The organism is Vibrio sp. ED004 (assembly GCF_023206395.1).
Lineage (GTDB): Bacteria > Pseudomonadota > Gammaproteobacteria > Enterobacterales > Vibrionaceae > Vibrio.
Genome location: NZ_CP066150.1, coordinates 909,693 through 925,731, shown reverse-complemented (window position 1 = coordinate 925,731; position 16,039 = coordinate 909,693). Strand labels below are relative to the sequence as shown.

11 protein-coding genes and 2 pseudogenes are annotated in these 16,039 nt (G+C 44.7%); 4 read left to right on the top strand and 9 right to left on the bottom strand.

The window, feature by feature from the left end; genetic code table 11:
- Positions 1–186: 186 nt before the first annotated feature.
- On the bottom strand, positions 187–822 hold the full coding sequence (locus ITG10_RS21570; RefSeq protein WP_017630415.1) for an SDR family NAD(P)-dependent oxidoreductase: 636 nt from the start codon (positions 820–822) through the stop codon (positions 187–189).
- A gap of 231 nt (positions 823–1,053) precedes the next feature.
- Here ITG10_RS21570 and ITG10_RS21565 point away from each other — a divergent pair, with 231 nt between their 5' ends.
- Positions 1,054–2,838, top strand: coding sequence for a winged helix-turn-helix domain-containing protein (locus ITG10_RS21565; protein ID WP_248387150.1), 1,785 nt, complete (start codon positions 1,054–1,056; stop codon positions 2,836–2,838).
- A gap of 88 nt (positions 2,839–2,926) precedes the next feature.
- On the opposite strand, the gene ITG10_RS21560 is transcribed toward ITG10_RS21565, so the two are convergent.
- From ITG10_RS21560 to ITG10_RS21540, 5 genes and pseudogenes are all read right to left on the bottom strand, one after another.
- Positions 2,927–3,931, bottom strand: coding sequence for a phospholipase A (locus ITG10_RS21560; RefSeq protein ID WP_241430320.1), 1,005 nt, complete (start codon positions 3,929–3,931; stop codon positions 2,927–2,929).
- Between the two features lie 64 nt (positions 3,932–3,995).
- Positions 3,996–4,448: a hypothetical protein gene (locus ITG10_RS21555; protein WP_241430319.1), complete on the bottom strand. Its 453-nt coding sequence runs from the start codon at positions 4,446–4,448 to the stop codon at positions 3,996–3,998.
- Positions 4,414–4,662, bottom strand: coding sequence for a hypothetical protein (locus ITG10_RS21550; protein ID WP_017631150.1), 249 nt, complete (start codon positions 4,660–4,662; stop codon positions 4,414–4,416). The genes ITG10_RS21555 and ITG10_RS21550 overlap by 35 nt, the downstream gene beginning before the upstream one ends.
- 139 nt (positions 4,663–4,801) lie before the next feature.
- Positions 4,802–7,839 (bottom strand): annotated as a pseudogene (locus tag ITG10_RS21545) (efflux RND transporter permease subunit).
- Positions 7,840–7,848: 9 nt separating this feature from the next.
- The gene (locus tag ITG10_RS21540) at positions 7,849–9,039 is read right to left on the bottom strand and encodes an efflux RND transporter periplasmic adaptor subunit (RefSeq protein ID WP_017631148.1); all 1,191 of its coding nucleotides are present in this window, start codon (positions 9,037–9,039) and stop codon (positions 7,849–7,851) included.
- A gap of 245 nt (positions 9,040–9,284) precedes the next feature.
- On the opposite strand from ITG10_RS21540, the gene ITG10_RS21535 reads away from it, so the two are divergent.
- The 3 genes from ITG10_RS21535 to ITG10_RS21525 all read left to right on the top strand — a co-directional run bounded on the left by ITG10_RS21535 (position 9,285) and on the right by ITG10_RS21525 (position 13,101).
- Positions 9,285–9,557, top strand: a complete 273-nt coding sequence (locus ITG10_RS21535; protein ID WP_017631147.1) for a hypothetical protein — start codon at positions 9,285–9,287, stop codon at positions 9,555–9,557.
- A gap of 95 nt (positions 9,558–9,652) precedes the next feature.
- Positions 9,653–11,371, top strand: coding sequence for an aspartate-alanine antiporter (gene aspT, locus ITG10_RS21530; RefSeq protein ID WP_017631146.1), 1,719 nt, complete (start codon positions 9,653–9,655; stop codon positions 11,369–11,371).
- A 131-nt stretch (positions 11,372–11,502) separates the two neighbouring features.
- Positions 11,503–13,101: a bifunctional aspartate transaminase/aspartate 4-decarboxylase gene (locus ITG10_RS21525; RefSeq protein WP_017631145.1), complete on the top strand. Its 1,599-nt coding sequence runs from the start codon at positions 11,503–11,505 to the stop codon at positions 13,099–13,101.
- Between the two features lie 111 nt (positions 13,102–13,212).
- On the opposite strand, the pseudogene ITG10_RS21520 reads toward ITG10_RS21525, so the two are convergent.
- From ITG10_RS21520 to ITG10_RS21510, 3 genes and pseudogenes are all read right to left on the bottom strand, one after another.
- Positions 13,213–13,902, bottom strand: a pseudogene (locus ITG10_RS21520) (hypothetical protein).
- Positions 13,902–15,056 (bottom strand): outer membrane protein transport protein, encoded by a 1,155-nt coding sequence (locus tag ITG10_RS21515; RefSeq protein ID WP_017631142.1) that lies wholly within the window; start codon positions 15,054–15,056, stop codon positions 13,902–13,904. The pseudogene ITG10_RS21520 and the gene ITG10_RS21515 overlap by 1 nt, the downstream one beginning before the upstream one ends.
- A gap of 93 nt (positions 15,057–15,149) precedes the next feature.
- Entirely contained in the window at positions 15,150–15,962 is an 813-nt protein-coding gene (locus tag ITG10_RS21510) for a crotonase/enoyl-CoA hydratase family protein (RefSeq protein ID WP_017631141.1), read from the bottom strand.
- Positions 15,963–16,039: the final 77 nt, after the last annotated feature.

Here is a 16,039-nt window from a genome sequence, read left to right as displayed (position 1 = left end):
ATATGACAAGCAAAACTTAATCTAGATTAAGAGAGCGGCACTCTCACACAGAAACAGGCAATAAATGGATTCAAAAGAGAGGAGATAGAAACAATAGGAAGCAAACAAAAAGCCGTTCAGTCAGGCTAAACGGCTTTAGAAGTTTATGACAAGGTAGATATACCTCTGACTAACGCTTTAAAGGAGTTAGCCGTATTTAACCGTAGGGTCGATACATTGGTACACTTGGCCGATACTCGCTTCGTTCGCCAATAAGGTTTCGATGAGGCGTGCTACTTCTTGTCGGTAAATCACACCATGCACTTCCACTTGTTGAGAAAGCTCACCATTACCAGTCACCTCGCCATCGAGTAAGCCACCTGGGCGAAGAATCGTGTAATCAAGCGAGCTCGACATTAACCAAGCTTCCGCCAAGGATTTTTCGCGAACTGCAGCGCCGACCCCTTTTCTAGAGCGTTCTGATAGGTACTGCCATGAATCACCACAACCTAAAGACGTCACCAGCACAAAGCGTTTGATTTCATTCGTTTCCAGAGCATCAATCACATATCGGTGACCAATGTAATCGACAGGAACATCCGCTCTAAAACTGCCCATACTTGAAACAACCAACGCCGATTTCGGCAACTCAGCAACCGTTTTTGCCACTTGTTGCTTGTCGGTCGCATCGCAGCTAAGTGAAGTTACGCCAAGAATTGCCAAGCGCGGGTTCTTCTCTGGGTTTCTAGCAATCGCAATCACTTCAAAACCTTGTTGATGAAAGTGCTCGACCATTGCTGCACCCAAACCGCTACCTGCTCCCCATACTACGACTGTACTCATAAATACCTCAAAAAAATCATGTTGTTCCTAATATTAATGACACAATCTAATCGGTTCTTTCGCTCAGATCAATAAATGCGAATAAGTCTCAATATTAAATGTAAGCATCTATCATAATTCATTGATTAACTTAAAAGCACGCCTACTTATCACAATTGAACATTGCTTGATTGAATTGCCCTAACTTGTCTACTAAAGTAATTTTAATACAATGACTTAGTATCGGTAGCTATGAAAAAAGAACGTATCCAGTATTCTTTCGACGTGTGGTTGTTTATCCCAGATGAAGACAAACTCATCATGGATAACGAAGACGTGATTATCGACAACCGTTTGTCCAAGCTACTGGACTTCTTTTGCCAGAATCCAAAAATAGTGTTCTCGCGAGATGAGTTAATTAATGAGGTTTGGAACGGCTCGATCTTAACGGATCAAGTAATCACTCAAGCGATTTTTGAGCTTCGAAAAACGTTGAAGTCAGCAGAACGCCACTCGATGGGCTATATCACCACTGTACCGAAACGAGGGTATAAGTTTGATGTCGAGGTGCAAAAGACCGTATTAGTTCCACCACCTATTGTGACCAATACCGTTTCACTCGCTGATACTGTCAGCTCTGACGAAACAGCCTCTCAAGAGCCAGCTACGCAACTTCATCCTGAAGACTCAGCTTCGTCCACACAAAGTGACAAGACCGTTTCATACGAGCAAACCGCACATGAACAAGCTGCAGAGCTAACGCCAGAAGTTACACCCAACCACTCGTCCGATAATGCCCCGTTAAAACAGCAACTAGTCCCGAAAAGTGGTGACAATTACGCAGCCTATTCATCTACTAATCCCTCAGAGAAAAACGCTAACAAATCATCCCGTTTGGGCATTGCGATAAGCGCTCTGGTAATAGGAACAATCGGCATCGCGCTTGGTGTGTCTTGGTGGGGTTCATCTTCATCAACAGACGCTAGTAATGGCGTATCCGTTAATAATATGACCGAGCTATTTGACTCTGAGAATCAATCTACAGAGATTGTTGGCAAGTCAAATCAAGCAACGAATCACCAAGTGATTGAAGATCATAAAGCGCACGCTTCTGTTCATTACTTATCACTCGAACCACGCTACATCTATGTGCGAATTGATGAAAGTTTGAAAAATGATGCCTTTAAGCGCGGCATCGTTCATAAGCTGATGAGTTATCTTACGACTTATCGAGATTTTCGCCTCATCGTTGACGAAACCTTAGTGCCAAACTCCGCGAACGTGGTCAGTTTTAAAAGCAAAGTTGATGGCGACAGAGAGTATCTGGATATTACCTATTTCAACCGTATCTCCAACTTCAAGCATTTAGGGCGTGATTACCTGATTGATGCCTCTTCACTGCACAGCACAATGCGCACCATGCTCGATGACCTCTTGGATTCATTCAATATCGACATTCAGAAGTCCATCTTAAAACAACAAATATCAGAGCTGCCAAAACAGGAAGAGTCGCTGCAACTGGCGCTTGAATCGCTGGGGCTGACCTTCATGACTCTCGACAGAACGGATACTTTGAAAAAGATCATCGCCGCCAACGAGCTTGACCCTGACAATCATTTTGTCATGTCGAGCCGATATTTGTATGAGCTTGCGGACATCTTTTTATTGAAGTCTTCAAAAAAGGAAAAGCTGGTTCAAAAGCTTAACGATCGATTCGGTAAGAAGCTTCTTTTAGCAGAGAATAATCCAACCTCTTATCGCATATACGATGCATTGGCTGCCTACTCGCTCACCCAAGATAACCCGAACGCCGCTGAGCGTTACATGACCTTAATACCGAGAAGTGAATACAACGTCATGTCGATGATTATCTTAGCAAAATTGGAAGAGTCGAAAGGCAACCCTGCGGCTGCTGAAGAGTACTATTATGAAACCATTTTAGAATCCGGTTATCCGGTCGTTCTGAAAGTCGCGCAGACCTTGTTTTTCAATAGCAACATCTCTGAAATTGAATCCAAAGTCGAGATAGCAAAATAGCCTAAACACCGCCACTCAACGCCATACTGCGGCGGTGCTTTTATCTCGCTAGACTCCGACTCCAAGAAATAACGCCAAAGAAGACGTTCTATAAGGCGTTGGTCAGCAGAATACCTAAGCCGATTCGCTCGCTGTTATAGTCATAATCAATCAAGCTTTCACCATAGCCTTTGTAATATTGAACGTACCCTTTCAAGCGACCAAACAATGGGAAACTGAGCGAAGTTTGAACGCCACCATAACCCGTTTGAAAGTTGTAACGCCCAAGTGCTGCTAACTCAAACTCATCCCACTTGTAAGCGCCCGACAGTTCGTAATGCCCGAGATAGTCTTGAATGTCGGGGTTATCGTCACTGCTGTTTGACTCTGGTATGCGATACCAAGGCTGAAAGTACACCGCAAAGTCATCTTCTATGTAACCCAACCCTGCATAAACACGGTTCCAACTGCGGCTCAATTCAGCGGTTCGACCATTCGATTCATGTTCAAGCCCGAAACGAGAAAACCATACTCCTTCTGTCGACTCTATATCTAAAGGCGTCTCATAGAACACTTCTGGGCGATAGTTTGTCTCTCTAAAAGGAGCCGAGATATCGGACGAATACGCCTGCCAGAATGATTTCAAGGTAAAACCGAAATAGATTTTATCTTCTTGGTTAAACACTCCATCATCAACAATGGGGATCTTCAAACTCAACTGCAGTTTTATCTCTTCGTCACTGAGGTCATCCGCTTTACCACCAAATCGATCATCGCCATAAGGTTGAGTATTCACACTTGTCATATGGGTGACGGGCAAAATGTAATTCAGTCGATATGGCGTAATCACAAATGGGTTATCTTCTGTTGAGTATTCCAACTTCAAGCGTGAGATCTTTTGCTCGGGTGACATTTCAGTCGTGCCAGCCTTTGCATTGTTCTCATTGCCCTTAGTCTTCACCTCGGCGTTGGAATCACCGACCTCAGAACTGCACTGTTGCTTTAACCATTCAATGCTTTGTTGATTGGTCGCGTTAGCCAGTGAATCCAGAATACATTGATCGTAGCGGCTAACACTGGCAAGCGCAGAAGCACTTAAGCTACAGCCGAGCATAAACACAGCGAGCTGACGATAGGTTCTACTATCGCCGCTTTTGTTGAAGATCCTTTCCACAAGCTTAACCTTGCTTCTTGTTTAAGTAAGTTACTTCAAAAGCAAAATCGACAGCCTGTTTGGTAATCTGCTCAATATTTTTATCCAGCATTTCGATGGTGATTGCTGACTTTTCGTTCTCTAGTGCGCCATTGTCATTGACCACGAAGATACGGCGGCCAACCAACTCAGCCGAATCATGGTCCTTTAGGTCGACGCTTGCCAATACTCGAATTGATCGGTCTCGTGTTCCCGCAGCGTATTTGACCGCACCGATAATAGAACCAAAAGGGATGAACTCTGTTAAACGCATATCTTCTGGGATGTCATCAATGCCATACAAGGCAACGCTAATATCGAGCACTTGGTTATCCAACATCACGTTTTCATAGCCTTGTAGTTTATGCTTCAACTTGTCGTTCATACTGCTAAGGATCCGCGCCTTAAATTGCTCTTGAACCTCTTTCGATACTGGCATTTTTGATCTCTACGCTATTGAATTTGAACTGATTAAAATGATGAGAAGCGCTGTCTTTTGCAATCCACGACATACCTGCCATGTCGTCATCAAACTGACTATCTACAAAGTAATGCTCTGAATCGACGCTTTTGATTTCTTCTTTGTTCGGGACTGAACTTGCGCAGCCAACAGTGAATAACGCAAGTAGTGGATATAAGTAATGTAGTTTCATGTGAACCTCTAATTTCCTGAATTTTGAATGCACGAATCCCTAAGCGGTCAGGCTCATAAATGGGATTCGTGTTGATTAAATTTTCGTATTAATGATGTTTTTTTAATGAACCTTAGTAATAATTAGCTCTTCACGTTGCTCAAGCTTCTTGTTCCTGAACGGTATGATCCGCCGCTAAATCGTTGGAACTACGAACAGCGTAAACAGCGTGCCCACAGACATACCCACCGTAATCACCAAGCCAATTGAGAATCGACTTTGAGCCCCTGCACCACTTGCAATTAGCAGCGGTACAACACCTACTACCATAGCGGCAGTTGTCATCAATACAGGGCGCATTCGCACGGTCGCCGAACGGATTGCGGCTTCGCGGCGGCTGCATTTCAACTCTTGTTGCATCTGGTTGGCGAATTCAACAATCAAAATACCGTGCTTACTGATGAGTCCGATTAAGGTCACCAACCCGACTTCTGTGTAGATGTTGAGCGTATCAATGCCCAAGTACAGTGGCATTAAGGCACCAAAGATCGACAGCGGCACACTGGTTAATACCACCAGCGGATCGCGCAAACTTTCGAACTGCGCTGCCAATACTAAGTAGATAATCACCAAAGCTAAGAAGAACGTCGTGACTAATGATGACCCTTCTTGCAAGAACTGACGTAGCTGCCCAGAAGTATCCGTGCTGTATGATTTAGGCAATATCTGTGCTGCACCCTCTTCCATCACTTGGTAAGCCTCGCCAATACTGATACCCGGCATCATCTTCGCTTCGATCATGGCACTGTTCAGCTGCTGGAACTGATCCACTTTTGATGGCTGTACCGATTGGCTAATCTCGATTAAAGATGCCAGTGGAACCATTTCCCCTGTATTCGAGCGTACGTGGTAATTCTTCAGATCATCCCAAGAGTTACGATTCTCGTTCGGCACTTGCGTAATCACTTGATAACTGCGTTGATCCATCGAGAAATAGTTCACGAAGCCTTCACTGATAAAGCGAGACAGCACAGTACCAACATCTTGAGCACTCACATTCATCTGCGCTGCTTTATCACGGTCAATTTGAATCTCAACCTGCGGTTTATTGAAGTTGAGGTCGTTCTGCACGTAGATAAACTTGCCGCTCTTCTGTGCGTATTCTTTTAGCTTTTCAGCGTACTGATAAAGGTCTTGATACGAGCCAGTTGGCGTCTTCAATACCATTTGGAACGGCAAGCCTTGCGGTGTGCCAGGTAGATCCGGTGGAGAGAAGGTATACACCTGCAAACCTGGTAATACCGAGCTCTCTTTTTCGAAGCGTTGCATCACCTCTTTTGCCGTTGCTTCGCGAGAATCCCAATCTTTCAATACACCCAAGCCAAAGAACGCATTGTTGTTCATGTAGCCGTTATCCAGCATGGTCATTTCTACTTCGTCATTTTTACCGATGGCGTCGATAAGAGCCGGAGTAAAATGACGAATGTAATCGGTGTTGGCTTGGGCAGGCCCTTGTCCCATCACAATCATTACGCCTTGATCTTCTTCCGGCGCTAATTCAGAAGCGGTATTCATAAACATGAACACCAAGCTGATAAGCAATGTCCCGACCACTGGCCAGATATAAACTCGGTTATTAAGCACATGTTCAAGCACCTTGCGGTAACGCTCAGTGACACCCGCAATAACCACATCAATCTTCTTAACCAGTTTCCCATCCAATACCGACTTATTAAGCAGTTTTGAACACATCATTGGCGTTAGCGTCAGCGCGATAAAGCCTGAAATCAGAACAGAGCCCGCCAAGGTGAAAGCAAACTCAGTAAACAACTTACCGGTTAAACCACCCATGAAACCAATCGGTGCATAAACCGCAGCCAAGGTAATGGTCATCGCAATCACAGAGCCTGCAATTTCACGCGCACTGTTAATCGCTGCTTTAATTGGGCTAGTGCCATCCTCTAGGTGTCGGAACGTGTTTTCTACGACCACAATCGCATCGTCCACCACCAAAGAGATCGCGAGCGCCATCGCCAATAACGTCAGCAAGTTAATACTGAAACCCATGCTCAACATGAAGAACATCGAGCCAATCAGCGACAATGGGATGGTCACCAACGGGATCAACATCGCACGCATAGAGCCAAGGAACGCAAAGATAACAATCACCACGATCAGTGCCGCTTCCATCAACGTTTTTGCTACTTCATCAATCGATGTTTCAATGAACTTGGTTGAGTCATACACCACATCCGCTTTAATACCGTCAGGTAAGCCAGCTTCTATCTGAGGAAGCAACTCGTAAATGCCCTCAACCACGGTTAACGGGTTCGATGTCGCGGTATTGCTGATCGCCGTTGAAACAGTCGTTAAGCCATTAAATTCAACGTCTGAATCATAAGTCGCTGCGCCTAGCTCGACTGTGGCAACATCTTTCAAATGCACCAGTTGTCCGTCATGGGCTTTAAGCGACATGTTTTTAAAGTCTTCTACAGAGCTAGAATCGGTATGAGCATTGATATCGACTTCGATATACGGGTTTTGTAACTTACCCGCTGCGCTCACAATATTGTTTGCTCGCAGTGCATTTTGTACATCGGTCGCGGTTAAACCATAAGACGCCAGCTTTTGAGGCTTAAGCCAGATACGCATCGCGAAATCTTGTTGGCCTAACATATCGACTTTAGACACACCCTCTACCGTTGAGAATGTTGGCTTCACCACTCGGCTCACATAATCCGACACCTGCTCGGTTTTCAGCGTATCACTTGAGAAAGAGACATATAAGATCGGCGATTGAGACGTCGACTTAAGAATGCTCGGATCCAATACCCCTGAAGGCAGTTTGTATTTCACTTGCTGCACCAGAGACAAAATCTCCGTCAGTGCGCCATCTGATGGGTATCCCAGCTTCAAATACACCGTAATCACAGATTTACCCAAGGCACTGTCTGATGTCATGTAGTCAATGCCCGCGGTTTGGGCGATTTCAGCCTGTAGAGGTTGGGTAACGTAACCTTGTACGCTCGACGCACTGGCACCGGGATAACTGGTGGTAATGGTGATAACACCCGTTTCAATTTCTGGGTATTGGCGCACCTGCAATGAGGTAAAAGCTTTAAGCCCCAATACCAACAACACGAGGCTTAATACCGTCGCCAGCACCGGGCGTTTGATGAATACATCAGTAAATGTCATGGGAGAATCCTATTTACTTGGCTGAGTAGGAGTAACAAGCGGTCGTTGATTGTTCACCAAAACCAAACCGCCATTTTTGAGCTGATGTTGATTCGACGTCACCACCACATCCCCTTCTTTCAAACCAGAAAGGACACCGACATAGCCACCCTGTTTCGGGCCAATTTCCACAGTGCGTTGCACCACTTTGTATTCGTAAAATGGTGTCTCTGATTTTTCAGAATCTTGGCTGTTTGAACTTGTGCTCGTTGAACTTGCACTTCCTGAATTCGTGCTCACTTGTTTCGTTGAAGTATCTAGAACAAACACAGTATCGCCAGACAAGGTGTAGCTGATCGCCACTGATGGCACACTGATCACCGTGTTTGAATCGGAAGTGGTTAGTGTTGCATCCACATACATGCCAGATTCCAACGGCACGGATTCAGTCGTCACTGCTCGCAGTTCGATATTGTGCGTGTTCGCGTCTGAGCTAGGTTCAATCGCGGTAATCGTCGCGTGATACTCAGCATCGTTCGCTGCGTCAGATTTAAACTGGAGAACCTGCCCTACTTGCACACTGTGAAGATAAAGCTCCGAAATAGAGAAATCGACATACTGTTGAGAGCTATCTTCAAGGTCAACAATCGCTGTGCTTGAGTTGATAAAATCACCGACATCCACTTTTCTAATTCCAACATGGCCAGAGAAAGGTGCTTTAACTTTCATATATTCAACCTGAGTAGAGATGTATTCTAGCTTTGCTGATTCAGCATTAAATTGCGCAGCAAGTTTATCTACCGAATTCTGAGAGACACTATGATTATTCAGCAGCTTTCGATTTCGCTTCAATTCTGTTCTCGCTAACTCAACCTTTGCTAGCTGGCTTTTATAGTTCGCTTTTAATAAAGCATCATCTAACTTAATAAGAACATCGCCTTTGTTAACAAATTGACCCGATTTAAAAAGCACTTCTTTTATTTGACCAGACATTTGACTTTTCACATCAACTGATTGGTTAGCATGAATATTACCAATAACATTTAAATGTTCATTCCAAACGTCTTCTTTTACTGACTCCGTTGTTACAGAGATTGCTGGCAATTTAAAGCTTGCTACTTTCTCTTTTATTATTTCGCTTTTCACATAATGAAAGTCAAATACAAAAGACAATAATATAAATAAAGCTGACCCGAAAATTACGCCTTTATACTTACTCATGTGTTCACCTTGTTTTTGAAGTCCGGGGATTCTAGCTATCGGGAACACCAATAAATCAAACTGATATAACATCGAAGCCAATCTATATAAAATAAAAATAAAATCAATAAATACAGTGACTTGATAAAGATCTATCAAGCAAAAATCATTTCATGGCTTTATGTCGATTTTATTTTAACATGATTTATATCCTTCACCGATAGATATAATTCTCATCGTTCCTTAAACAACTAACTGAGATTAATATGTCTAATCAAACACACCATACGAAAGTCGCTATTAAAGAAAAAATGAAACGTGTATATGGAGAGGAAATCGAACATAAACACAATAAGGACCATTTAGAATATAGAGCACATCAGCCCTCTCATTCTGGTCAGCCACACGGTGGTGAACCTGAAGGCCATAAGCATTTAGTGAATCATCACCCAGATGGTCATCATAATAAGCACCACAAAGACAAAACTCATGCTCATAAAAAATCGTCTCGCTTACACCATAAGACAAGTAATTCTTAAGTTCGCATAATCACAGATAGACAGAACATTCTGTCATTCAACATCAATATATTATTAGTTATGAAATATCAGTGGTATTTCATTAAAGGTTTATCATGTCATTTATTATTGAACAATTAAGAGACTATCCATTTATAGCTCTATTCCTATCATTGGGACTCGGTTACTTAATCGGTAAAATTAAAATCGGTAAGTTTGAATTAGGCGGGATCGCAGGCTCACTTTTGGTCGCCGTTGGGCTTGGCCAAATCGGCGGAATTGCAATTTCCAATGAAGTGAAAAGCATCTTCTTTGCTTTATTTATTTTCATGGTGGGTTACAACGGCGGACCGCAGTTCTTCTCGTCATTCCGCCTTTCATCACTAACACGTCTATTCGCCTCATTCGTAATGACGTTTGTTGGACTGATTACCGTTGTGGTACTCGCAAAATGGGCTGGCCTCGATAAAGGTTTAGCGGCAGGTCTTGCGGCGGGTGGTTTAACACAATCAGCCATCATTGGTACTGCGGGTAACGCGATTGATCAGCTCAACCTTGCACCCGATGTTACCTCTACGCTGAAAACCAATGTGGCGGTGGGTTACTCGATCACATACATCTTCGGCTCTCTTGGCCCTATCTTGATGATGTCCCTAATCCCAATGGTAATGGGTTGGAACATCACCAAAGAAGCGAAAAAGCTCGCAGAACAAATGGGCTCTGGCAGCAAGCAACTTAATGAAGGTGAGTTCTCAGCATTAAATCGAGTATCTTCTCGCGCTTATCAAGTCACCGCCAACTCTATGTTTGTCGGCAAAAGTGTCGCTGAGCTAGAAGAAGCATTCGATTCTGACCTAACAATAGAAGCTATCTATCGCCCAGGTGAAGAGTCAGAAACAACGTTAGACATTGCAAAGAACCCTATCCTAGCCGCGAATGACAAAGTTTATCTGACAGGCCTCACGCAAGCCTTTCCGAAAGTGACGTCACTCGGTGTCGAGCTTGGCGAGTTTAGCGACGAAACCAACGTTATTCATACGCAGAAAAAAATCGTACTCACCAACAAAAAGTTAGCGGGCGTAACTCTGCGCAAGCTTCACGATGAAACCAACGCACGTATTCGTCGTGGTGTTTACATCACTCAGTTGTCTCGCATGGGTCATGACATCTCGACATTACCAGAGACAGAACTGCACCTCGGTGACGAAATCACGCTTGTCGGCCAGAAAGACGATCTCGCCAAAGTCGAGAAGAAAATAGGCTACAACAGCCCACTTCCAAGTGTGACTGACTTTGTGACGATGTCATTTGGCATGGTTTTGGGTTATCTGATCGGTGAGATTGGCTTCTCGATTGGCGGTTCTCATATCGCCTTGGGTTCTGGCTTAGGTTGTTTGGTGTCTTGCTTGCTTGTTGGTTACCTGAGAATGCGCACTCCACGCTTAGGAAGCATTAACCATGGCGCTGCCAACTTTATGCAGACGTTTGGCCTTGCTGTGTTCGTTGCGGTGGTTGGTATCAATGCTGGTGCTCCTGCCCTTACGGCAATCAAACAAAATGGCGTGACGCTATTACTGCTCGGCGTGCTGGTGACCATGATTCCACAAATACTGACGTTCCTATTCAACTACTACGTGTTGAAAATCAAGAACCCGGTAGAAGCCCTAGCCGTTGTCGCAGGTAGCCGCAGTGCTAACCCAGCCTTCGCATCGCTGCTAGAAAAAACACAGAACAGCACACCCGTACCAAGCTTCACAATGACTTACGCGGTTGCCAATATCTTCCTCACCTTGTGGGGGCCAATCATCGTCAACCTAATTACCAAGATTTCCTAGGGCAGCCGCTCCTTGAAGAGCACAACTACTCCTCGAAGAGAATTCCCGCTTGTTCAAGAGCACGCCTCTTGAGCAAGCACCCAATATCTAATTAACGCATTTACGAATCAAAAATTTAAAGAGAACAGACCATGAAACGCACTGATGAACAACGCCTAGAAACACTAAGCCCATTTGAAGTAAAAAACACACTGATCGACTTAGCTCAACATTCACATGAAAAAACGATGATCAACGCGGGTCGCGGCAATCCAAACTGGGTAGCAACAGCGCCACGTGAAGCCTTCTTCCAACTCGGTATGTTTGCACTGGAAGAGTCAAAAGCAACCTTCTCTGGCTACCAAGGCTTTGGCGGCATGGGCGAAAAAGAAGACATTAGCCTACGTTTCCTCCAATTTTGTGAGAAACACGAAGAGCAAGAAGGCGTTCAATTCCTTATCGAAGCCTTCCAATTCATTACCGATCAATATCAGGTAGACAGCGATGAGCTGATTTATGAGTGGGTTGGCGGCATTCTAGGTAATAACTACCCTGTTCCCGACCGTATGCTGAAGTATTCAGAGTTGATTGCTCGCAAATACATTGAGCAAGAAATGGCGGGCTCTCAACCCGTTCCTGCTGGAAAATTTGACTTGTTTGCCGTTGAAGGGGGCACCGCAGCCATGGTGTATATCTTCAATACCTTGAAGAGTAACCGCTTGTTAAACAAAGGCGACACGATTGCGATTGGCGCCCCGATTTTCACGCCTTACATCGAGATGCCAGAGCTTGAAGATTATTCGCTAAACAAAGTGGAAATCATGGCAACAGAGGAATCAGCGTGGCAGATCCCTGATTCTGAATTAGAGAAGTTAAATGATCCAAGCGTGAAAGCGTTCTTCTTGGTGAACCCAAGTAACCCGGCGTCGGTAAGACTGAGTGATGAGACACTCTACAAAATCGCAGAAATTGCTAACCGTCGTCCTGAGTTAATTCTGCTGACTGATGACGTATACGGCACCTTTGCGGATAACTTCACTTCATTAGCGATGCTTGCTCCGAAGAACACGATTCTGGTGTATTCATACTCTAAGTACTTCGGTGCAACTGGCTGGCGTTTAGGGGTTATCGGTGTGCATGAAGACAACAACTTCGACCGCATGATCGGCGATCTACCAGAAGAAACCAGAACTACGTTGTCGACTCGATACCAAGGCATTGCCCTAGAGCCAAGTAAAATTAAATTCATTGATCGCTTGGTCGCAGACAGCCGTGCTGTAGCACTGAACCACACTGCTGGTCTTTCTACTCCTCAACAAATTCAGATGACGATGTTCTCGTTGTTGTCTTTAATGCAAGGTGGTGAAGAGTATAAGCGCTTAGCTAAACAGATTGTGCGTCGCCGTTACCATACATTGATGCAGAAAAACTTGGCAGCTCCAATCATTGCCGAGGGCGATCAAACCGGCGCGTTTTACTATGTAGAGATTGATCTGAAAGAAATTGCTCAAACGATTCATAGCGAGGGTTTCTTCTCTTGGTTAGAAGAAAAGTATGAGCCTCTGGATTTCTTGGTTCGTCTTGCTGAGGAGCATGGAGTAATTGTCATGCCGGGCGCAGGGTTTGATGCTCCAACATGGTCGCTACGTGTGTCACTTGCGAACTTAGAAGAAGAGCAATACGCCAACATCACTCAAGCGATGAATGCGGTCATGCAAAGCTACGTAGAGCGCTACCAAGCGACTTGCTAACTCCGAACAGCAGCTAAAAATCTCATAGAGAAATGATAAACGCTGAGTGTAAATTCACCGACTTAGGCCGGCCTACACTCAGCTTTTTATTTATAGGAAATGGATTGAAGTTTAGTTGAACTCGTAGGTATAAGACGCGCCGACACTGTTGTTCTCGCCGAAATCATCTTCAGTAAAAATAGTGAAGAAATTGAACGACTGAGCGTCACTCAATTTGTAGCTCGCGCCGACGCCTGTCCAATAACCTGAATAATCATCAGAGCCCATTGAACCGCCACCAAAACCCATGATTGACCACTCCTCGGTTATCGTTTTTAGACCAAACGCACCAATGTAACCGCCATGCGTAGAACTTGGCATCAACACATAATCAGAGCCTACATTCTGATCGTCAAACACCGCCACTTCACCATCGTTATAGCTGTACCCAGCCATCGGGAAGATTTGCCAACCGAACGGTTCAATATCAAAATAGCTCAGAGGAACAAATGTCCCAATACTGTAGTTATTCTTATAAGCATCGTTGTCGTATTCAGAGCGGCTAAAGTTGAAATTGACGATGCCCAAAGGCAATAGCCATGAACCACCCACTCGTCACTCTTCGCCATCAGCATTGACACGAGCGTTGATCATTCGTGCTTCATCAAGCCCGATAGAGCCCGAAAACTTTAGCTCTTCGTTATAAGCAATGCCCGCTTTGGTTACGATCTTAGTCGGATCATCTGGATGCTTCTCTTCAGCCAAAGCACCTGTTGAGCCTAGTATTACCGAACTAACGATTAATAGATTACGTAATGTCATTAGAAGGTCGCGCTAACACCAATAAAGTGGATACGACCATCGAATGAACCATCAACCATTAATCGATTCATATCAACTGAACCTAAATCTGCGTATTCATAGAAGACGTCAATTAAGATGTCGTCCCAGTAGGTAGATGCACCCACTGAGTAGCGATACTGCTCGCCTACAGGAAGGTCAACCCACTGCATTGAAGGGTCGTCTTGTGGGGAAGTTTCGTAAGAGAAGCCAGCTTTTAAGCGCCAATCAGAGTTAAGTTGGTAGTCCGCACCTATCGCGAACTTCCACACATCGTCCCAATTACGTTTAATTGGGATCCCGTCTCTATCTGTCACTCCAAAATCTAATACTGTCTCATCCCATTCGCTCCAGCGGTGGAATTGAATGCTAGCCAAGAGATCAAGTTGAGAGTTCAATGCATAACTTGCGCTTAAATCAACGATCTCAGGCAGTGCGAGATCTGTCGACAGTGAGTTAACACTCCCCAAGCCCTTAACGTCGTTATTAAACTCGTGCTCCAATTTAGAACGATAACTCGCACCCAACTTGAGTTTTTCTGTCGGAGTGTACATAACACCAAGGTTATAGCCATAAGCCCAATCAGTGTCTTGTTTTGCTGTAAATCCAGATGTTGTCTGTTGGAAAGCACCCCAGCTAAATTGAACACCTGCACCGACAGACCATTGATCGTTCAATTTGTAGCTCAGTGATGGGTTCACTTGCATCGCAGTGAGGGTGATATCTTCTAGAAGTCCAGCTCCCGCCCACTCACTACCGTAATCAAGGCTAGAACCCCCTACTGCACCCAGCGCAATACCAAGGTGTAACTTGTCAGTCACTTGGTGTGCATGAAAGGCACCGAATGAAGGCATAATAGAATGAGCTTTACCATCTTGCTTATCACCGTTGTCTTGATATTTCATCTCAAGATCAAACGCCATGGTGTTGATTGTGGTTTTGCTTTCGCCCATGTGAGACATGGTGGCAGGGTTCGTCCACATCGCAGCAGCAGATCGCGTGTAAACACCGTCACCAGCGCCAGTAGTACCCGCGTTAGCAACAACGGCCTCTTGTAAAAACAAACCACTTGCGAAAGCATTCAAACTTGTAAATATTGCGGTGGCAGCTAGAGAGTAGGTAAAAGTTTTGTTCATCAGAGTGCTCATTCAGCCTTAGACATTAAATTGCGCTAAGGTTACCGCAAAGCCCGATAAACAAAGGGAATATCGATTATTCCTGTACAAATACTATTTAAACTTCCTAGCCACATAAGTGCGTGGTTTGTCACTGTGGATTTCACGCTGAGCGGCTATCGCTCGGTTCTTACCTAGGGCAACTTTAATCTGATACCAAGTCTCATAAAACAAGGCGATACCGGGGCTAGACCACCAAGTTTTGTTATAAAGCTTCTTATTGGCAGCGACCACATCTGGCGATCGATTCGCACACTCCAGTGCCAAAGCATAAGCTTCCGCGTACGGATCTTCGGCTATTTTTGTGACCAGCCCATATTCCTTTGCGGTTTCACTGTCGATCACTTTGGCGGTCATCGCCATTTCTAGGGTGTGATCTTTTCGCATCAACTCTTTGAAGGCAATCGCGCCGCCCATGTCAGGAATTAGCCCCCACTTAGCTTCTAAGATAGAAAAGTTGGCGTCTGGACTGGCGATTCTAAAGTCACCACCACTGACGAGTTGAAGACCACCTCCCCAGCAACGTCCGTGAATCGCAAAAATCACGGGGCATGGAATATGTCGCCACCCTAAAGAAAAGCGCTGGGCAGCGTTTGGTAATGTCGGTAGCCATTTGAACAGAAGCTTCATCGCGCCTGATTTGCTGGTCAGCAAAGACTTCACATCAAGCCCTGAACAAAAGTCTGTCCCACTGCCTTTTACGATCACCGCTCGAATCTCAGTGTTCTTTTTCAACTGACTGACCATGTTGTTCACCCCTTGAAACATCGCCATATCAATAGCATTCAATTTGTCAGGACGATTCAGTACAACTGTCGCGATCTGGTTTTCATCAATAGAGCATGTAAGGCGTTCAAGTTCAGGCATTTGGCTATCCAATTAAGTGGTCAGACCTTTAGCGTAGCCATCTTAATCACATATGCAAAATTAACGCTTTAGAAGCG